Annotated in this window: 17 protein-coding genes; 8 read left to right on the top strand and 9 right to left on the bottom strand. The window is 38.1% G+C overall.

The features are described from left to right. Positions 1 to 7 precede the first annotated feature (7 nt). The 3 genes from SJY09_RS06280 to SJY09_RS06270 are packed head-to-tail and all read left to right on the top strand — an operon-like array spanning position 8 to position 4,686. Positions 8 to 1,774 (top strand): carboxypeptidase-like regulatory domain-containing protein, encoded by a 1,767-nt coding sequence (locus SJY09_RS06280; protein WP_396638109.1) that lies wholly within the window; start codon positions 8 to 10, stop codon positions 1,772 to 1,774. Between the two features lie 11 nt (positions 1,775 to 1,785). Then, complete coding sequence (locus SJY09_RS06275) at positions 1,786 to 3,543, top strand: carboxypeptidase-like regulatory domain-containing protein (RefSeq protein ID WP_396638108.1); 1,758 nt, start codon at positions 1,786 to 1,788, stop codon at positions 3,541 to 3,543. Further along, the gene (locus SJY09_RS06270; protein ID WP_396638602.1) at positions 3,544 to 4,686 is read left to right on the top strand and encodes a carboxypeptidase-like regulatory domain-containing protein; all 1,143 of its coding nucleotides are present in this window, start codon (positions 3,544 to 3,546) and stop codon (positions 4,684 to 4,686) included. A gap of 1 nt (position 4,687) precedes the next feature. Here SJY09_RS06270 and SJY09_RS06265 read toward each other — a convergent pair whose 3' ends face one another. Beyond that, positions 4,688 to 6,316: an acyl-CoA carboxylase subunit beta gene (locus SJY09_RS06265; RefSeq protein ID WP_396638107.1), complete on the bottom strand. Its 1,629-nt coding sequence runs from the start codon at positions 6,314 to 6,316 to the stop codon at positions 4,688 to 4,690. Positions 6,317 to 6,394: 78 nt separating this feature from the next. Here SJY09_RS06265 and SJY09_RS06260 point away from each other — a divergent pair, with 78 nt between their 5' ends. The 3 genes from SJY09_RS06260 (at position 6,395) to ettA (ending at position 9,500) form a co-directional block, all read left to right on the top strand. After that, positions 6,395 to 7,369: a Gfo/Idh/MocA family protein gene (locus SJY09_RS06260; protein WP_396638106.1), complete on the top strand. Its 975-nt coding sequence runs from the start codon at positions 6,395 to 6,397 to the stop codon at positions 7,367 to 7,369. A 73-nt stretch (positions 7,370 to 7,442) separates the two neighbouring features. Continuing rightward, positions 7,443 to 7,625, top strand: coding sequence for a CAL67264 family membrane protein (locus SJY09_RS06255; protein ID WP_396638105.1), 183 nt, complete (start codon positions 7,443 to 7,445; stop codon positions 7,623 to 7,625). Positions 7,626 to 7,808: 183 nt separating this feature from the next. Next, positions 7,809 to 9,500 (top strand): energy-dependent translational throttle protein EttA, encoded by a 1,692-nt coding sequence (gene ettA, locus SJY09_RS06250; protein ID WP_396638104.1) that lies wholly within the window; start codon positions 7,809 to 7,811, stop codon positions 9,498 to 9,500. Between the two features lie 80 nt (positions 9,501 to 9,580). Here ettA and SJY09_RS06245 read toward each other — a convergent pair whose 3' ends face one another. Both SJY09_RS06245 and SJY09_RS06240 read right to left on the bottom strand, forming a co-directional pair. Next, entirely contained in the window at positions 9,581 to 10,375 is a 795-nt protein-coding gene (locus SJY09_RS06245) for an MBL fold metallo-hydrolase (RefSeq protein WP_396638103.1), read from the bottom strand. Positions 10,376 to 10,388: 13 nt separating this feature from the next. Beyond that, positions 10,389 to 10,859 carry a GNAT family N-acetyltransferase gene (locus SJY09_RS06240; RefSeq protein WP_396638102.1) on the bottom strand — a complete coding sequence of 157 codons (471 nt, stop codon included), beginning with the start codon at positions 10,857 to 10,859 and terminating at the stop codon, positions 10,389 to 10,391. A 166-nt stretch (positions 10,860 to 11,025) separates the two neighbouring features. On the opposite strand from SJY09_RS06240, the gene SJY09_RS06235 reads away from it, so the two are divergent. Next, complete coding sequence (locus SJY09_RS06235) at positions 11,026 to 11,913, top strand: hypothetical protein (RefSeq protein WP_396638101.1); 888 nt, start codon at positions 11,026 to 11,028, stop codon at positions 11,911 to 11,913. 78 nt (positions 11,914 to 11,991) lie between these two features. On the opposite strand, the gene fumC is transcribed toward SJY09_RS06235, so the two are convergent. Continuing rightward, positions 11,992 to 13,389 carry a class II fumarate hydratase gene (gene fumC, locus SJY09_RS06230; RefSeq protein ID WP_396638100.1) on the bottom strand — a complete coding sequence of 466 codons (1,398 nt, stop codon included), beginning with the start codon at positions 13,387 to 13,389 and terminating at the stop codon, positions 11,992 to 11,994. A gap of 164 nt (positions 13,390 to 13,553) precedes the next feature. Here fumC and SJY09_RS06225 point away from each other — a divergent pair, with 164 nt between their 5' ends. Next, positions 13,554 to 13,727, top strand: coding sequence for a hypothetical protein (locus tag SJY09_RS06225; RefSeq protein ID WP_396638099.1), 174 nt, complete (start codon positions 13,554 to 13,556; stop codon positions 13,725 to 13,727). A 48-nt stretch (positions 13,728 to 13,775) separates the two neighbouring features. Here the strand turns inward: SJY09_RS06225 and SJY09_RS06220 are convergent, their stop codons facing one another. From SJY09_RS06220 to SJY09_RS06200, 5 genes are all read right to left on the bottom strand, one after another. Further along, positions 13,776 to 16,265 carry a TonB-dependent receptor domain-containing protein gene (locus SJY09_RS06220; RefSeq protein WP_396638098.1) on the bottom strand — a complete coding sequence of 830 codons (2,490 nt, stop codon included), beginning with the start codon at positions 16,263 to 16,265 and terminating at the stop codon, positions 13,776 to 13,778. 4 nt (positions 16,266 to 16,269) lie between these two features. Next, positions 16,270 to 16,779: a hypothetical protein gene (locus SJY09_RS06215; RefSeq protein ID WP_396638097.1), complete on the bottom strand. Its 510-nt coding sequence runs from the start codon at positions 16,777 to 16,779 to the stop codon at positions 16,270 to 16,272. Positions 16,780 to 16,871: 92 nt separating this feature from the next. Beyond that, positions 16,872 to 17,216, bottom strand: a complete 345-nt coding sequence (gene arsC, locus SJY09_RS06210) for an arsenate reductase (glutaredoxin) (protein WP_396638096.1) — start codon at positions 17,214 to 17,216, stop codon at positions 16,872 to 16,874. A 16-nt stretch (positions 17,217 to 17,232) separates the two neighbouring features. After that, a protein-coding gene (gene prfB / locus SJY09_RS06205; protein ID WP_396638095.1) for a peptide chain release factor 2 occupies positions 17,233 to 18,334 on the bottom strand; the annotation gives its coding sequence in 2 pieces (ribosomal slippage) (positions 17,233 to 18,267 and positions 18,269 to 18,334; 1,101 coding nt in all). A 63-nt stretch (positions 18,335 to 18,397) separates the two neighbouring features. Beyond that, a complete protein-coding gene (locus tag SJY09_RS06200; protein WP_396638094.1) occupies positions 18,398 to 19,255 on the bottom strand; it encodes a transglutaminase family protein in 858 nt (285 codons plus the stop codon). Between the last annotated feature and the right edge of the window lie 29 nt (positions 19,256 to 19,284).

The following is a 19,284-nucleotide window of genomic DNA, read 5'->3' as shown; positions in this document are numbered from 1 at the left end:
CAGAATTATGAAAAAAAAATTTTATGTACTCTTTCTTTTAGTAACGGTTGTCCAAGCACAGCAAAATAAAATTATCATTACGGGCAAGGTTACGGACGGTGTTGCACCGATTGAGGATGTCAATATTTCAGTATCAAATTCAGACAATGGAACGAAGACCGATGCAAACGGTTATTACAGCTTAAATGTAAAAGAAGGTGCTTTACTTCGTTATAGTTATGTTGGGTTGGAAACCGTAGAGATATTAGTGGAGGATGTTAGTCGTAGATTAAATATTAAAATGACACCAAAAATAAATCAGTTAGAGAATGTTACGGTAACCAAGACAAAGCCACGAAGAAACCAAAAACAACTTAGGGAAGATTATTATTTAGACAAAAATCTAATTAATACTGCCTTTGGAATCATCGATAAGGAATCCGTAAGTTATCGCATTAAAATTATTGAAGGTGGTGATTTGCCTCTGGGGGGCATAGATTTCTTATCGGCATTACAATTTAGATATCCTGGACTACGTGTGGAAAGAATGTCAAATTTCACTACTCCCAATGGCCCCGCATCTTCAGATGTAAGAGTATATTTCAGAGGAGCGGCAGGAGTGGGTTTTGGAGGGGCTCTATTTGATGTAGATGGTATGGTCTTTACGGAACCTCCCACTTTTATTGCTGTAGAGAATATTGAACGTATAGCAATTATAACGGGGTTAAATGCAACTGGAAGATATGGATTTATTGGTAATGGAGGGGTTATTGTTATAAACCAAAAAAATGCGAGTTATGGAAAAAACACTTCTCAAGTGCCTAATGATTTAGCTAGACTCCGAAATAATATTTTCGAGAACGATGCCATAGCGTTGGAAATCTCGAATAACGTTCCTGAATATCTAAGGCAATTGAGAAGTAGTGCATCCGAAGAGGAGGCGAAGAAAATTTACGGTGAGCGATTGGGTCAGTACCGTATATCCTACCATTTTATGCTCGATGCGTATCAGTATTTTTCAGAGGAACTTGGAAACGACAAATTCGCTAATAGTATCATCGAAGAGAACAAAGAACTTTTCAATTCCGATCCCTTGGCATTAAAAGCCTTGGCCTACAACTATCAAAAAGAGGGGAGACTAGAAAAGGCGAACGAGCTTTATAAGGAACTTTTTATCCTCCGCGCCAATTACGGACAGTCCTATATGGATTTAGCAAATAGTTACCGGGAAATAGGGGAGTATAAAAAAGCAGCGACAATGTATGCCAGATACGGCTATCTATTGGATGAGGGTTTTCTAAGGGCGGAGGACGACCTGAACATTATTATTGAGCGCGAGCTGAACAATCTAATCGCTTTAAAGGGAGAAGATTTGCTAAGCAAGAAAGAACTGAAGAACCTTGTGTTGGACGATGAGTTCGATGGTACGCGATTGGTATTCGAGTGGAACGATAGTGAGGCGGAGTTTGAGCTACAGTTTGTAAATCCGGAGGGGAACTACTACAAATCTGAACATTCCCTCTTTGCTGATGCAGATCGTATTAAGAATGAAAAAATATCCGGTTTCTCCAGTGAAGAATATCTAATAGATGAAAGTGTTAAAGGGGTATGGAAAGTAAACGCCAAATATTTTGGAAACAAAAGTTTGACACCCACATACCTTAAAGCGACTATCTACCATAACTACGGTAGTGCGTCGCAACGTAAGGAGACCAAATTATTTAAGCTAAGCCTAAAGAACGTAAACCAGCAATTGTTTACGGTCTCTAATATGTCCACTGTAGTGGGGAATTAAAAAGACTGCATATGTATAGATTCACTATCATAGTATTGCTGTTTACTTCTTTGGTGTGGGGTCAGCAAAATGAAGTTATCATTACGGGCAAGGTTACGGACGGTGTTGCACCGATTGAGGATGTCAATATTTCAGTATCAAATTCAGACAATGGAACGAAGACCGCTGGGAATGGTTTTTACAGTCTAAGAGTAAATGAGGGTGCTTTATTAAAATATAGCCATGTAGGGTTCGAGACAGTGGAAATACTTGCGGAGGATATTAGCCGAACCCTTAATATTATATTGGTTCCTGAAATTAAGGAACTGGACAATGTAACGGTAATAAAGACAAAACCGCGCAAGACTCAAAAAGAACTTTTTCAAGAATACAATACCAATCCAAATCTAATAAAAACCATGTTTGGGATTTTGGATAAGGATATTGTGGGATATTCTATGCGTACTGTTGATGAGAAAGATATTAAAATTATCTATCCAGATTTATCGTTCTTAATCAGTAATCGATTTGCAGGAGTATCGTCGAGGTGCAATCGTGGAACGGGTCTTTTGGAGACAATTATGAGGAAAGTTAATTCTCTGGGAAATGCAGGGGGAGGAGGTTCAATTTATGAAGTAGACGGTATGGTATTTGAAAGCTTACCGTGTGCTATGGTCGATATATCTAATATCAAGAGAATTGCAGTTATCCCTTCGTATTCCGGTTTAACTAAATATGGGACTATGGCTAAGGGAGGTATTGTCATAATAAACACCAAATCTGGTAATTTCTCACCCGGTGCCAATGGCACAGCGAACTATGACCAAGCCAAACTGAGGAACAATAGCTATGGAAATGATGCTATAGCGTTTAAGACCTCTAATAATATTCCTGAATATCTGAGGCAATTGAGAAATAGTACATCCGAAGAGGAGGCGAAGAAAATTTACAGCGAGCGATTGGAACAGTACGGTACCTCCTATGTTTTTGTTTTGGATAGCTATCAGTATTTTTTAAAAGAAGTGAATAACCAGAAATTTGCTGATAGTATCATCGAAGAGAACAAAGAACTTTTCAATTCCGATCCTTTGGCGTTAAAAGCCCTGGCCTACAACTATCAAGAAGAGGGGAGACTAGAAAAGGCGAACGAGCTTTACAAGGAACTTTTTATCCTCCGTGCCAACTATGGACAGTCCTATATGGACTTAGCAAACAGTTACCGTGAAATAGGGGAGTATAAAAGAGCGGCTGCGATGTATGCCAGATACGGATACTTGTTAGAAGAAGGTTTTTTAAGAGTGGAGGACGATTTGAACATGATTATGGAACGAGAGCTGAACAACCTTATCGCTTTAAAGGGGGAAGATTTGCTAAGCAAGAAAGAACTGAAGAGCCTTGTGTTAGATGATGAGTTCGATGTTACCCGCTTGGTATTCGAGTGGAACGATAGTGAGGCGGAGTTCGAGTTACAGTTCGTTAACCCAGAAGGGAACTATTTTAAATCGGAACATTCACTTTTTGCGGATGCGGAGGGTGTCAAGGACAAAAAGATATCAGGTTTCTCCAGTGAGGAGTACCTTATAGACGATAGTATTAAGGGTGTATGGAAAGTAAACGCAAAGTATTTTGGTAATAAAAGCTTAACACCTACCTATCTGAAAGCAACGATTTACCATAACTACGGTAGTGCGTCGCAACGTAAGGAGACCAAGTTATTTAAGCTAAGCCTAAAGAACGTAAACCAGCAATTGTTTACGGTTTCGAATGCAATTTCAATCGTTTCAAATTAAATTATACTGAAAGCACTATTTATTATTTTAGTCAGCCTTTCGTGCATACCACTGATTGCACAACAAGATTATAAAGGTCGTGTACTAGATGCCAAAACTAAGGAGTTCCTGCCTTATGTAAACATTGGTGTCGTTAATAGAGGTGTCGGGACCGTTAGTGATGAAGAGGGGCTATTCCATTTAGAATTGAACAAAGAGGACTATGGCCTTAAAGACTCTTTGCAATTTTCTTCCATCGGTTATAAAACATTTAAACAAGCAGTAAAAGATTTGCAGTTCGCTTATAATGAATATCCTGAAATAGCACTACAGCCAGAAATAGTAAAACTTAATGAGATCGTAGTAACCAATAAGGGGGCTTATGAGATTCAGGAAAATATCGGTTATCAAAATACAGGAGAGAAAATTTATGGCTATTGGAAGGATAATATCGCTTTAGGCGGAGAACTGGCCACAAAAATAAAAGTAAAAAAAGGTCTCAGAAAACTTGAGGATTTGGTTTTTGAAGTAGCCTCCAATGCCTCGGATAGTCTTCTGGTACGTATTAATATTTATGATGAGGACGGTTTTAAGAGTTTTCCAGGCACTAATCTGAATACTTCTGGCGAGAGTATTTTTCATACGATAGGCAAAAATAACGGTGTATCTAAGGTAGACTTATCGCCCTATGACATCTATGTCAAGAACGATTTTATTTTGAGTCTAGAACTATTAAAAATTTATGGTAAAAAAAAGATCAGTTTGGTGCTCATGGCAGCCCCGAATACCTATACCCACTCCTATAGAAAATATGCAAGTCTGGCAGCGTGGGAAAAATTAGAGAAATCCGCTATGGCTTATCAATTGAATTCCACCTATTATTCAGATAAGCCCGCCCGTAATTCCAAGGCTTTGGTCGCTAAGGGAAAGAAAGCGGCGAATTCAAATATTTCGGGCTTTGTTTTCTTTGCAGGGAGAGGTGTTACCGGTGCAACTATTACCAATGAAATGAACGGTGAATCTACCGTAGCCAATGCTCAGGGTAGGTATGTCCTAAAGGCCCAAAAAGGTGATATAATTACTTTTAGGGCAACGGATATGAAAATCAAACGGGTTAAAATTCTAGATAGAACTAGGATTAACATTAACCTGGAAAGCGAATAATTTATACCTGTAAAACGCCCATATTAAATTGTTTTTCTATCGGTGCTTGGTCAGCTGCCGCTATACCCATAGCAATCCATTTTCGAGTATCCAAAGGGTCTATAATAGCGTCTGTCCATAGGCGTGCCGCAGCATAATACGGCGATACCTGCTGGTCATAACGTTTTTTAATTTTATCAAAAAGTTCTTTTTCCTTTTCCTCGGTGATTGTTTCGCCCTTCTTTTTCAAAGAAGCTTTTTCTATCTGTAAAAGTACTTTTGCCGCAGAATTCCCGCTCATCACCGCAAGCTCCGCACTTGGCCATGCAATAATAAGTCTAGGGTCATAGGCCTTTCCGCACATAGCGTAATTTCCTGCACCGTAACTGTTACCAATAACAATAGTAAATTTTGGTACTACGGAATTGCTGACCGCATTTACCATTTTGGCTCCGTCTTTTATGATACCCCCATGTTCGCTTTTACTGCCTACCATAAATCCGGTAACATCCTGAAGAAATACTAGGGGAATCTTTTTCTGATTACAATTTGCTATAAAACGTGTTGCCTTATCTGCCGAGTCCGAATAAATGACCCCTCCAAACTGCATTTCTCCTTTCTTAGTCTTTACTACTTTACGCTGATTGGCAACAATCCCAACGGCCCAACCATTGATACGTGCGTAGCCAGTGAGGATACTCTGACCATATCCATCCTTATAGGCCTCAAATTCAGAATTATCTATCAACCGTTCTATAATTTCCATCATATCATATTGTTCTGCTCTAGAACTTGGTAGTATCCCATAGATATCTTTAGGGTCTTTTTTTGGAGCCGTAGGTTCCTTGCGGTTAAACCCTGCCTTAGCAGCATCACCAATCTTATCCATGATATTTTTTATAGTGTCAAGTGCTGCTGCATCATCTTTGGCCTTATAATCAGTTACACCGCTAATTTCACAATGAGTGGTGGCACCGCCCAAAGTTTCATTATCTATACTTTCACCAATAGCAGCTTTTACCAAATAACTTCCAGCTAAAAAAATACTTCCTGTTTTGTCTACGATCAAAGCTTCATCGCTCATAATGGGCAGGTAAGCCCCGCCCGCTACACAGCTACCCATAACAGCGGAAATCTGCGTGATGCCCATACTGCTCATAATGGCATTGTTTCTAAAGATGCGACCAAAATGTTCCTTGTCCGGAAAAATTTCATCTTGCATGGGTAGGTAAACCCCTGCGCTGTCCACTAAGTAAATGATTGGTAATTTATTTTCTATGGCAATCTCTTGTGCTCTTAAATTCTTTTTTGCTGTAATAGGAAACCAAGCCCCTGCTTTTACCGTAGCGTCATTAGCAACTACTAGGCATTGTTTTCCGGAAACATAACCCATTTTTATGACAACCCCACCAGATGGGCAGCCTCCGTGTTCTTCATACATACCCTCACCAACGAATGCACCAATCTCTATCCGTTCAGTTTTATCATCAAGCAAATAATCAATTCGTTCCCGAGCCGTCATTTTTCCTTGCTTATGCTGCTTTTCAATTCTAGCTTTGCCACCTCCTAAGGCAACTTTGGCTAGTTTCTTTCTAAGCTCGGAAAGCATTAATTTATTTACATCTTCGTTTCGATTGAACTTAATATCCATTCCTGTTATTTCAATTTATAGGTTAAAGATAAGGAGTAAAATTGAGTACATTTGGATAAACCTTAAACACCTTTTATTATGATACGATGGGGAATTGTGGGAGCAGGCAATATTGCCCATACCTTTGCTAAGGATATGGCTTTGGTAAAGGATAATGCTATTACTGCAGTAGCATCAAGAAATTTAGAAAAAGCAAAGGAGTTCGCAGCAAATTATAATGCTCAGCACGCTTTTGGAAGCTATGAGGCCCTCTTTAAAAGTGATACTATTGATGTAGTCTATATCGCCACACCGCATACCTCACATGCAGCGTTAAGTATCATGGCTATGACCAATAAAAAGCATGTGCTTTGTGAGAAGCCTTTGGGTATAAACAGCGCGGAGGTACAGGAGATGTTGTCCAAGGCTAAAGAGCATAAGGTATTTTTGATGGAAGCATTATGGACCCGATTTAATCCAACGATAAGAAAAGTCAAGGAACTTGTGGATAATGGTGAAATAGGTGCCATAGGCTATTTAAAAGCTGATTTTGCTTTCTATGGTTTGGATAGGGACGAGAAGGGAAGGATTTTAAACCCTGATCTTGCTGGTGGTTCTATTTTGGATATTGGAATTTATCCTATTTTTCTAGCATATATATTACTGGGAATGCCGGATAATATCACGGCAAAATCTAATTTTCATAAAACTGGTGTTGAAATTCAGACCTCCATGTTGTTTGAATATCAGCAGGCACAGGCTTTGCTTTACAGCGGATTAACTTCAAATTCTGAAATGAAGGCCGAAATATCCGGTAGTACGGGGTCAATTTATATAAAACGGAGATGGCATGAAACTTCAGGGTACACTGTACAAAGAGGTGAGGAGATAGCGGATGTTGATGTAGGTAAAATAGGCAAAGGATATACCTACGAAATTGAGGAAGTACAACGCTGCTTAGAAGCGGGTTTATTGGAAAGTAAACTTTGGAGTCATAAGAACAGCGGCGATTTATGCACGCTTTTGGATACGGTTAGAAACAAAGCTGGTATAAGATTCCCATTTGAGGCATAAAAGCTATCCAAAAAATCTTGTATTATTTTTTAAATTCACGATATTTGAGGTTACCACAAACCAAATTGAGAATATGGGAATGAATAAGAATACAGTATTGGCATGGGCAACTTGGATTATGATAGGAGTAGGTCTTGGACTTATTGCTTTGGGAGCCTTTAGATATGATGATGTAGCCGGATGGGGTTTTGCCTCTGTTGGTATCGGTTTTTTTGCCATTGCTTGGGTGTTCAATGCACTCAAGGGTAGAGTTTAAATTAGTTTAGACCATAGGTTTATACACCAATACTAAATCTTTTATGCCTTGATTATTTCTTAAAAACCTAAATATCTCCTTGTTGGAACAATATGGTTTTTATAGATTAATCTAATATCTAATATCTAATATCTAACATCTAACATCTAACATCTAACATCTAACATCTAATATCTAACATCTATGTCTGACGATAAGAAAGTCATTTTCTCCATGTCCGGGTTAACTAAAACCTATAAGAATGCGAATACCCCTGTTTTAAAGAATATTTATTTAAGCTTCTTTTACGGAGCCAAAATTGGTATTCTAGGTCTTAATGGTTCAGGTAAATCTACCTTACTTAAGATAATTGCGGGAGTTGATAAAAATTTTCAAGGGGATGTCGTTTTTTCTCCTGGTTACAACGTAGGATATTTGGAGCAAGAGCCAGAACTTGCTGAAGATAAGACGGTTCTTGAAGTGGTCAAGGAAGGTGTGGCCGAAACAGTTGCTATTCTTGACGAGTATAACAAAATCAATGACATGTTTGGGCTTCCAGAAGTGTATGAGGATGCGGATAAGATGCAGAAACTCATGGATAAGCAAGCTTTGTTACAGGATAAGATAGACGCCGCTAACGCTTGGGAGTTAGATACCAAGTTAGAAATTGCAATGGATGCGCTTAGAACGCCTGACTCGGATAAAAAAATTGGTGTTTTGTCCGGTGGGGAACGCAGAAGGGTTGCATTGTGTAGATTGTTATTACAAGAACCTGAGATTTTACTTTTAGATGAGCCCACCAACCACTTGGATGCGGAATCGGTACATTGGTTAGAGCATCATTTGGCACAATATAAAGGAACAGTCATTGCTGTTACACATGATAGATACTTTCTAGATAATGTTGCGGGTTGGATTTTAGAGCTAGATAGGGGAGAAGGGATTCCTTGGAAAGGAAACTATTCTTCTTGGTTAGACCAGAAATCTAAACGTATGGCCCAAGAAAGTAAAACGGCTTCCAAAAGACAGAAAACTTTGGAACGTGAATTAGAGTGGGTAAGACAGGGTGCAAAAGGAAGACAGACCAAACAGAAGGCGCGTCTTAAGAACTATGATAAATTAATGAGCCAGGACCAAAAACAACTGGATGAAAAACTGGAAATTTATATTCCCAATGGACCTAGATTAGGTACTAATGTCATCGAAGCTAAGGGTATAAGTAAGGCCTATGACGATAAATTGCTTTACGAGGATTTAGCTTTTAATCTACCACAGGCGGGTATCGTTGGTATTATTGGCCCAAATGGTGCTGGTAAAACTACTATTTTTAGGATGATAATGGGAGAAGAAACTCCTGACAAGGGAGAGTTCGTTGTAGGGGATACCGCTAAAATTGCCTATGTAGACCAAAGTCACTCTAACATAGATCCTGAAAAAACTATTTGGCAAAACTTTAGTGATGAACAAGAGCTTGTGATGATGGGCGGTAGGCAAGTAAATTCTAGAGCCTATTTAAGTAGATTTAATTTCTCCGGAAGTGAACAGAATAAAAAGGTAAGTATGCTTTCTGGTGGTGAGCGTAACCGATTACATTTGGCCATGACCTTAAAAGAGGAAGGTAATGTGCTGCTTTTAGATGAGCCAACTAACGATCTAGATGTAAATACCTTACGAGCCTTAGAAGAAGGTCTTGAAAACTTTGCGGGTTGTGCGGTAGTCATATCTCACGACAGGTGGTTCTTAGATAGAATCTGTACACACATACTAGCTTTTGAGGGCGATTCCCAAGTTTATTTCTTCGAAGGCTCCTTCTCGGATTATGAAGAAAACAGGAAGAAACGTTTAGGAGCGGATATTATGCCAAAACGAATTAAGTACAAGAAGTTGATTCGTTAATAATTATAGCCGACTTTAAACAAAAAAAGCTCTTGAGAAATTCAAGAGCTTTTTTAGTATCGTTTTCTTTTACCTATGCTTTAGTAATCCTCATTGGGATACCAATCTAACTGAACTACTTCAATGTTATCGTTTCCGTCATTGACTATTTTTTTAAATTTTGTAACATCACTCACATTAGGTCTTCCCCTATAGTGGTAGGGGTATACTTGTTTTGGTTGAAACGCTAACACTGCACTAGCAGCACTTTCTTCTGTCATGGTATAGGGAAGGTTCATACAGATAAAAGCTTTGTCAATATTTTTTAAGGCTCTCATTTCAGGAATATCTTCGGTATCTCCTGAGAAATAAAGGCTTTGCCCTCCCTTGGTCAAAACATACCCATTACCTCTTCCTTTTTTATGGAATTTTAGCGCTTCGGCTCTTAGGTTATACATTGGTACCGCCTCAATGGTAATTTCATAACGTTCTTTCGTTTCGCCGTTGTTGAGTATGTCTAGTTGTGGCACAAACTCGTCGGTCATTTTATCGGCGACAGCTTGTGGTACTACAATTTTAGACTTCATTGTATTCAGTCCTTGTAAGGTTTCCATATTAAAATGATCACCATGAATGTCAGTGATTAGTATTAAATCAGGGTCTTTTTGAGAAACAAAAGCTTCAGGACCCCCTACAGGATCCACGTAGATAGTAACACCCTCCCATTCTAAGACCATTGTCGCATGTGCGATGGGAATTATTTTTAAATTAGGCTTCTGTACTAAAGGTTTTTTTTCAGATAGTTCTGTAGTATTTTCTGACTGAGTCTTTTTCGTTTCTTTACAACCTAATACTAAGATTGAAATTAGTATCACACCTAAACCTATCTTTTTCATATTTTTTGTTTTATCAATTGTTAGTCAAATTTAGTTCCATTTTAATATCGCTTCGAGCATAGGGCAAATCTTTTTCTAGCTCAATAGTCTTAAAGTCGTATTTTTTATAAATATAGAGCGCGGTTGGTAATTTTGTGCTAGAATATAGGATGATTTTATCCCAGTTTTGTTGTTGAGCAAAAGCTATAGCGAAGGCCATTAATTGTTGTCCTATACTTTTGCCTTGGTATTTATGGGATACCGCCATTTTTCCAAGTTCATATATCTTGGTTGATGTAGGCATAAGCGAGAAGCAACCAACGGGTTGTTCATTTAAAAGGGCAATGAATATATAACCTCCTTTATCAATAATATGCTTTTGGCAATTTTCTAATAGTAACTGATCTTTTGGCTCAACATGAAAGTATTTCTTTAACCAAGCAAGGTTCAAATCTCTAAAAACAGGAGCATATTTGGTTTTGAATGGAACTATTTTAATCATCATAAAAAATTATTGCACCGAATTCAGTCTTTAAAGTTAAGCTATGTAATTAAGGTCGCTTCAATAAATTAACATTTACAACATCTAAAAAACTATTCGCTACGTATATAGAATGATACAAACAAATACATTTATTTAAAATCAACTAAGATTAATTAAATAGTACATTATGACTGAAACAAAAAATAACAATGGATTAAAGGTATTAGCAGCATTACTTGGTGTTGTACTTTTAGCTACCATTATTTACACCGTAAGCCTTTATCAGGACAAAAAGAAGACGGAAACCGTTCTTACTAAGGAGAAAGAACTGGTAGTAGACGATTTAAATAGTTTAAAATCTGAATATGATAAGGCTATTTTGGAAAGTAATGCTACGAATGAGGAATTGGTCAGTGCAAGAGATAACATTGCAAAATATATCGATTCTGTAAAAACAATGAAGGCTGATATTTCTTCGTTGGCAAGATATAGAAGACAAGTAGGCGTTCTTAAAGCAGAAAGAGAGCAGTTGTTAAAGCAAGTTGATTCGCTTACACGTTCTAATAGCATGATTGCCATGCAGAGAGATAGTACGTATGTAGAGTTGGAAAAACAAACGGTTTTCAATGATTCTTTAGTAGTACAGAACACTCAATTGGCAGATGTTGTTGAGAAAGGTTCCGCTTTAAACCTTTCAAAAATAAATGTTGATGCCGTTAAAGAGCGTAACAGTGGTAAGTTAGTCTCTACTTCAAGAGCAAAGGCTACGGATAAGTTTAAAATCTGTTTTACCGTTGCTGATAATGTTATTGCACAGGCAGGAGATAGAGAGTTTTACTTAGAGACCTTGGATCCCCAAGGTAACGTACTTGGTGAGAGTTTCTCTAAGACTAATGACAACGGTGCTTCTATCACGTATAGTAAAGCAACCAATTTTTACTATGAGAACAAGTCATTGGATATCTGCGACTATATGAACAGACCAGCAGGAGATTTCCAGAAAGGACAATACATGGTAAATGTATATGATGACAAACTTAAATTATTGGGAACGTCTCAGTTCACTTTAAAATAAGTAACACTATCCATTATATAAGAAAAGGGCAATCTATAAGATTGCCCTTTTTGCTTTTTAGCTGTTGTGCGTCTGCGTTTATTTTAGGCTGCCTACCATAGCTTCTGGTTTAACCCATTCATCATAGTCTTCAGCACTAACATAACCCAAGTTAATTGCTTCCTCTTTTAATGTAGTACCGTTCTTATGGGCCGTATTCGCAATCTCTGCGGCCTTGTAGTATCCAATTTTAGTATTCAGTGCAGTTACCAGCATCAATGAATTGTTCAGTAATTCTTTGATTACCTCATTATTGGGTTCAATACCTGCCGCGCAATTCTCTTCAAAACTAACGCAAGCATCTCCTATTAACTGAGCAGATTGTAAAATATTAGATGCCATCATTGGTTTAAAAACATTTAACTCGTAATGTCCCTGAGTGCCTCCAACGCTAATGGCCACGTCATTGCCCATTACTTGAGCACAGACCATGGTCAGCGCTTCACATTGCGTAGGGTTTACTTTTCCTGGCATAATAGAACTGCCGGGTTCATTGGCAGGAATTATGATTTCTCCAATCCCGGAACGTGGGCCGGAAGCCATCATACGGATATCGTTTGCTATTTTATTTAATGAAACTGCTAATTGTTTTAATGCACCATGACTTTCTACTATTGCATCATGCGCTGCTAAAGCTTCAAATTTGTTTTCGGCCGTGACAAAAGGTAGGCCTGAGAATTCAGCAATATATTTGGCAACGAGTATGTCATAACCTTTTGGGGTGTTGAGACCTGTGCCTACCGCCGTTCCACCTAAAGCTAATTCGCTTAAATGACTGAGGGTATTTTTTAGCGCCTTTAGTCCATGGTCTAGTTGAGATACGTAACCGGAAAATTCCTGACCAAGGGTAAGGGGAGTGGCGTCCATAAGATGGGTCCTTCCAATTTTCACCACAGAATTAAATGCTTCGCTCTTACGCTGAAGGGTATTTCGTAGTTGCGTGACTCCTGGAATCGTTACCTCTATAATTTTCTTGTATGCAGCAATATGCATACCTGTAGGGAAGGTGTCGTTTGACGACTGCGATTTGTTGACATCGTCATTTGGTTGAATGGTTTTTTCTCCTTCCCCAATTTTATGACCAGCTATTTCATGTGCTCTATTGGCAACGACCTCATTGACGTTCATATTACTTTGCGTCCCTGAACCAGTTTGCCAGATTACCAATGGAAATTGGTCGTCATGTTTTCCTGCTAAAATTTCATCACAAACTTGTGCTATTAAATTGCGTTTAGACTCCGATAAAACCCCAAGTTCGCAATTGGTAAAGGCAGCAGCTTTTTTTAAATATGCAAAACCATATACAATATCTAACGGCATAGATGCTGCTGGTCCTATCTTGAAGTTATTTCTGGAACGCTCTGTCTGGGCGCCCCAATATTTATTACTTGGGACTTTTACCTGCCCCATGGTGTCTTTTTCAATTCTATATTCCATACTGTACTTTTTTCTATGACAAAGTTAAGATATACGATAGTAGCTAAAAATAAAGGATTAAATTATTTCAGGTAGATTTTTTGACATCAATTAAAATTAATTTCATTTATAGCTTGCAAAAAATAATACGTTTATGGTATCTTTGTATTATATAAAATTTTGATATGTTCGAATTTGACCAATATTTAGGATTTTTAGCATTTTTAACCATACTTACTATTGGTTTTTGGTTAATGATATTTTTATTACTCTTCGTGGTACCTTATTGGTTAGGAGGTAATATCATAGAATTACTTAAAGAGAAACGAGACGCTAAACGAGCGCAACGAGATGCATAAAAAAAGAAGCCAATTTGGCTTCTTTTTTGTTTTGTACTCTTTTATAGTTTATCCATCAAATTCTTCTTCGTCGTTTCCTCGGTTTCCTCTTCGCTCCGGTTTCTTTTTCTGGTTTATGCGGTACACAAAGGAAAGTGTAAACTGACGCTCTCTCCATTGAAACTCACTTTCAGAGGTAAAAAAAGGTGTTGTCGTTGAAGAAATTCTTTTCCTTGAATTTAACAGGTCGCTCACATTTAATGCCAGCGTACCTTTATCCTTAAGAATATCCTTGCTAAAAGCTAAATTCAACGTAAATATACCTTCATTTTCAGTTTGTGCATTGTTGGTAGGTCCACGGTAAAAGGCGTTGGTCTGCCAATCTATTTTACCGGGTAAGGTTGCTTTTGAACTAAACCTGGAAAACCAACTTGTGTTCGTTGCCCCAAAATCAACACCATTGAATTCTCCTTCCGAATTAAATTGAAAGAAATTGAAACTACCGTTTAAACGAAGCCATTTAGCAGGATTGTACAACAAGCCCAATTCCGCACCGACACGCTCGTTGGTTGCTAGGTTAATCGGGATAGAGCGGATAACTACTATACCGTCTGATGTTACCTGTCCCGTTTCTTCCTGTACACGTTCAAAAGAATTTGTTTCTTTTTGGTAATAGACAGATGAGGTTAACGTTAATTTTTTCCACCGTTTCAAGTATCCCAGATCAAAAGCATTTGCAAAGGCAGGGTCTAAATCTGGATTTCCTTGAAAAATATTGGTCCGGCTAGATTGGGAAGGGAACGGGTTAATAAAGCGACCTCTGGGCCTGTTGATTCTCCTGTTGTAGCCTAAGGTCAAATTTTCGTTTTCTGCCAGTTCATAAATGAGGTTTAGGGTAGGGAAGAGGCCTAAATAATTCTTATCAAAATTAATAGCTATTCCCTCGCCTACTATCTCTTGCAAACTTGCCACGTCCGCACCTACAATTTCTCCTTGAAGTCGGGTGTTTTCCAATCTAAGTCCGGCTAAATAAGAAAAAGCCCCTAACTTATCTCCATATTGTGTATAAAAAGAATTCACGTTCTGGTTAAATACAAATCGGTTCACGAGACCTGCATTAGGAACAAAAACACCAGAACCTAAATCAAGTTCTTCTTCCAAATAAAAATCGGTATCCGATTGTTCCCAATTGCCTCGGTATCCTGCTTCAAACTGTGCATCTCCCATAGGTAGTACATAATCTACTTGCGCTAAATATTCATTTTGCAACTCTAATTCTTCTATATTAAGGTTTGCGATGGGAGCTGTATTTGGAAAGGTTTGATTTTCAGTAATCGGTGTTGGTTTAAATTCTTCGTCATAGGAAAGTTGCAGGTCTACGGTAAGTTTGTGTCCTTCCGTATTAAAGTCGTTATTGTAACTCAAGGAAAATTGTGCACTTTTTTCTTCTTCTTGCTCATCTTCTACGCGTAATGCAATACGATTTATTTCGGCTTCTACGAATCCTGTTGCAATATTTTCAGTGATATCTTCTCCATCGTTAGTTCTAGCGAAGGCGCTTGCGGTAATCGATGAGGTTTCCGTTAAAAAATACTCTACACCTAAATTTAGATTAAAACCGCTGTTTATTCGGTTGATATCTCGCTCTTCTATTATCCTATCAAACTCACTTGCATCACTAAAGTAAGTATTGTCGGCGAGTCCATTTCCAGGTGGTTCACGATAGGAATATCCTAAGGTAGTAAAGAGGTTATATTTTTCTTTTCTTAAGTTAAGATTAGCAGTAAGCGAAGCCGCTGAGGGAAAACCCACAGTGGTATTAATTGTGCCGTTAACACCACGGGTTTTTTCTTTTTTTAAAACAATATTCAAAATACCTGCGGTACCTTCTGCGTCGTAACGCGCTGACGGACTCGTAATAACCTCTACTTTCTCTATTGCATCTGCGGGGAGCTGACGAAGCGCATCCGTTGAACCAAAGCCTGCTAAAGCCGAAGGTCTTCCATTTATGAGTATGCGCACATTACCGTTACCCCTAAGAGCCACAGCACCATCAACATCTACAGTTACAGAGGGTATATTATCCAAGGCATCACTTATTGTGGCACCACTATTGGTGAGGTCTTTACCAACATTATATACTTTTTTATCTAATCTGACTTCTACGGTAGTTTTTTCCGCAATAATTTCGACTCCTTCTAATTGTGCTGCAGAAATCTGAAGTTTTATAGTGCCAATATCAGTGTTTTTAGTGATTTCCTGATTAGCACTTTCATAGGTTTTGTACCCTATGTATTCAATGCTTAAGTTATATTTTCCTGGGGGCGTTTCCACTTTGAATACACCATTTATATCAGTAATGCCTCCGGTTATTTTGTCGGGATTTCTTATACTTTGCAGTACAAAGGTGGCGTATTCTAAAGGTTGGTTTGTTTCTTGATCTATGACTTTTCCTGTTATTTCTATGGGACTCGGTCTCTGCCCTTTATTCCCTCCTTTTCTTTGACTATAAATACTTGTAATACTTAATAATAGGAGTAACAGAAAAATCTTTCTCATAGGGTTAACTTTTTGCTTTTTTGCGTTTCTTTTTCTTCTTTTTATTGTTCTTTATCGTCTTGGCTACTCCATTTTTCTGAAGTTCAACGAACGCTTCATATTTTTCCAAAGGAAGTCCGGCCCTTAGTTCTTCATCTTGGCGCTCCGTTATTTTTTCATATACCTCTTTCATTTTCTCTGGAGGTAATTTTAAAATTTGAGCTTCAATACGTTCCTGCACGTATTTTTTTAATACCGAACTCAAAACTGCGGTTTCAAATTCGTTCAGCCCTATAGCTTCCGTAATAGATGGCATTGTCTCGTCCACTATTTGCGCTGCCGTTTTAGGCTCCTCCTTCTTTGGAGCTTCTTGAGCTTGTGGAATAGTACTGCGCTGTCTTCCGTACCCATAAGCTCCTCTGCCTCCAAAACCTTGTTGACCCCGCCCGAATTGAGCAAAAGACTCTGAACCAACAAGCAAAAAAATGCTTGCAAAAACGATTCTTGCTAAATTGGATTGTATTAGTATTTTCATAATGTTAGATTGTAAAATTATACTTTGGTTTAATCACAATTGGTTAATTGTTTGTTAATATGTTTAAACTTAGCTGAATAATATTAAACATATTATGAAATAAAATTTTCTATGTTCTCTAATGGTCTACCTATTACGGCGGTTCCATTGTTAATGACTATTGGTCTTTCTATAAGTTTTGGATAAGTTATCATGGCGTCTAATACTTCTTCATCAGAAAGCATTCTGTTTCTGTACTTTTCTTTCCAAATAGCTTCGTTTTTACGGACCAGGCTCTCTGGTTTAATACCTAGACAATTTATAACTTCTCTCAACTCTTCTTTAGAGGGAATGTTTTCTAGATACCTCACTACTTCAAACTCCTTGCCAGATTTTTCTACAGCAGCTAATCCTTCTCTGGATTTTTTACACCTAGGGTTGTGATATATTTTGATCATATTCTTTACTATAGTTTTATTCTTCGTCTTTTTGCCCCATAAGCATAAGATACGCTTTTAGAAAGGCATCTATATTACCGTCCATTACAGCGTCTACATTACCTGTTTCATGAGCAGTGCGGACATCTTTTACTAACTTATACGGATGCATAACATAGTTTCTTATTTGAGAACCCCATTCAATTTTCATTTTTGAGGATTCTATTTCTTGCCGTGCTTCCATTTTTTTGCGCAATTCTATCTCATATAATTGCGATTTTAGCATTTTCATTGCCGTTGCCCTATTGTCGTGTTGGCTTCTAGAGTCTGAACAAGAGATTTGTATTCCCGATGGATGGTGTACCAGTTGCACTTTAGTCTCCACCTTGTTCACATTCTGACCACCTGCACCACTAGAACGTGCCGTGGTGATGGTAATATCTGCTGGATTTACATCAATTTCGATACTATCATCAACCAAAGGATAAACATAAACGGATACGAACGAGGTGTGTCTTTTGGCATTACTATCAAAAGGTGAGATGCGCACCAGTCTATGCACGCCGTTTTCACCCTTTAACCAGCCAAAGGCAAAGTCCCCATCTATTTCCAAGGTTACGGTTTTAATACCAGCTACATCTCCGTCTTGATAATTAAGCTCTTTAACCTTATAACCATTTTTCTCTGCCCACATCATGTACATGCGCATAAGCATTGCGGCCCAATCACAACTTTCCGTACCTCCTGCACCTGCGGTAATTTGAAGCACAGCGGGGAGTTCATCCCCTTCTTCGGAGAGCATATTTTTAAACTCCATTTTTTCAAGAACGTCCAATGCCTTCTGGTATTGGGTGTCTACTTCTTCTTCCGAGACCTCTCCTTCTTCCAGAAACTCTATGAGTACTTCTAAATCATTGACTAAAGTCTTTGCGTCATTATAATCATCTACCCATTGTTTCTTAGATTGGATAAACTTCATATGCGCCTGTGCCTCTTGTGGATTGTCCCAAAAATCTGGAGCTAAGGTTTTTTCCTGCTCGTTCTCGATTTCTATAAGCTTGGCATCAATGTCAAAGATACCTCCTTAACGCACCAAGGCGATCTAAAAGACCTTTGTAGTGGTCTGTAGTAATATGCATTTTCTAAATATTTTGCGTAAAAATAATGTTCTTTTTGGCAATAATAATAGGGCAACTTGCCTTTTATTGTTGTTGTTGACTGCTTACTATAACGGAATGCGAAGTTTTGTTTTTACCCTGGGAATAAATAACACCTTTTAACGGTGAACAATCGTCGTAGTCTTTACCGTGCGCAACCTTAATGTGATTGTCATTAGCAAGGAGATTGTTTGTAGGGTCAAACCCTACCCAGCCTACGTTAGGAACGTAAGTCTCTGACCAAGCATGCATCTGTGAATCTCCAAAATAGCCACTTCCTTGATGCAAGTAACCCGAGACATACCTTGCTGGGATACCATTTTTCCTTGCCAAGGCACAAAAGAGATGTGTGAAATCTTGACAAACGCCGTGTCTTTTTTTTATGATTTCATCGAGCGTGGTCTTCACATTGGTAACCCCTGTTTTAAAATAGATGTGAATATATGTCCAGTCGTTGAGCCTTTTTAGATTTTCGAATATGGATAGTTGTTCATCAAATTGAAAAAGGGAACTGGTGAGATTAGGTAATGTCGTAAAATGGGTTTTCTTTAGAAAAGGTTCGAAATCGACTTTAAAATCAAGTTTATTCAATTTGGAGTAAGAAGCGGATACATCGTGTTCCGGTTCAAAATCGAACGGATTTACTTCTTTTTTAATCAATTTAAAATTAGCCTCAAAAGAAATCTTCTTGAATTTTTCTTTAGGATGTACTCTAACGGTCTTAAAGCCATATCCATTAATAGATTCTTCATTAATTGCCTTTATTGAGTTTAAAAAATCGAAGGCGATAAGCTCTTGGGAATCATTTTCCTGAGGAATAATTAAAAATTGCCAATTTGCATCATGAACCCAATTCTCATAATTATTATCCGCTTTGTAGGTAATGGAATATTCTTTCGGCATAATGGCTAAGATACGCTAATTCAGATGTT

The sequence above is a fragment of the Maribacter sp. R77961 genome, from assembly GCF_044594925.1.
Lineage (GTDB): Bacteria > Bacteroidota > Bacteroidia > Flavobacteriales > Flavobacteriaceae > Maribacter.
This window is presented reverse-complemented; position numbering and strand designations above follow the sequence as displayed.

What these genes read in the sequence shown, in the direction of transcription:
- SJY09_RS06255 (WP_396638105.1), top strand. Translation starts at nt 7,443, where the DNA reads ATGGGAATGAATAAGAATACAGTATTGGCATGGGCAACTTGGATTATG.
- SJY09_RS06225 (WP_396638099.1), top strand. Translation starts at nt 13,554, where the DNA reads ATGTTCGAATTTGACCAATATTTAGGATTTTTAGCATTTTTAACCATA.
- SJY09_RS06240 (WP_396638102.1), bottom strand. Translation starts at nt 10,859, where the DNA reads ATGATGATTAAAATAGTTCCATTCAAAACCAAATATGCTCCTGTTTTT.
- fumC (WP_396638100.1), bottom strand. Translation starts at nt 13,389, where the DNA reads ATGGAATATAGAATTGAAAAAGACACCATGGGGCAGGTAAAAGTCCCA.
- SJY09_RS06275 (WP_396638108.1), top strand. Translation starts at nt 1,786, where the DNA reads ATGTATAGATTCACTATCATAGTATTGCTGTTTACTTCTTTGGTGTGG.
- SJY09_RS06235 (WP_396638101.1), top strand. Translation starts at nt 11,026, where the DNA reads ATGACTGAAACAAAAAATAACAATGGATTAAAGGTATTAGCAGCATTA.
- SJY09_RS06220 (WP_396638098.1), bottom strand. Translation starts at nt 16,265, where the DNA reads ATGAGAAAGATTTTTCTGTTACTCCTATTATTAAGTATTACAAGTATT.
- SJY09_RS06260 (WP_396638106.1), top strand. Translation starts at nt 6,395, where the DNA reads ATGATACGATGGGGAATTGTGGGAGCAGGCAATATTGCCCATACCTTT.
- SJY09_RS06215 (WP_396638097.1), bottom strand. Translation starts at nt 16,779, where the DNA reads ATGAAAATACTAATACAATCCAATTTAGCAAGAATCGTTTTTGCAAGC.
- SJY09_RS06200 (WP_396638094.1), bottom strand. Translation starts at nt 19,255, where the DNA reads ATGCCGAAAGAATATTCCATTACCTACAAAGCGGATAATAATTATGAG.
- ettA (WP_396638104.1), top strand. Translation starts at nt 7,809, where the DNA reads ATGTCTGACGATAAGAAAGTCATTTTCTCCATGTCCGGGTTAACTAAA.
- SJY09_RS06280 (WP_396638109.1), top strand. Translation starts at nt 8, where the DNA reads ATGAAAAAAAAATTTTATGTACTCTTTCTTTTAGTAACGGTTGTCCAA.
- SJY09_RS06245 (WP_396638103.1), bottom strand. Translation starts at nt 10,375, where the DNA reads ATGAAAAAGATAGGTTTAGGTGTGATACTAATTTCAATCTTAGTATTA.
- SJY09_RS06265 (WP_396638107.1), bottom strand. Translation starts at nt 6,316, where the DNA reads ATGGATATTAAGTTCAATCGAAACGAAGATGTAAATAAATTAATGCTT.
- arsC (WP_396638096.1), bottom strand. Translation starts at nt 17,216, where the DNA reads ATGATCAAAATATATCACAACCCTAGGTGTAAAAAATCCAGAGAAGGA.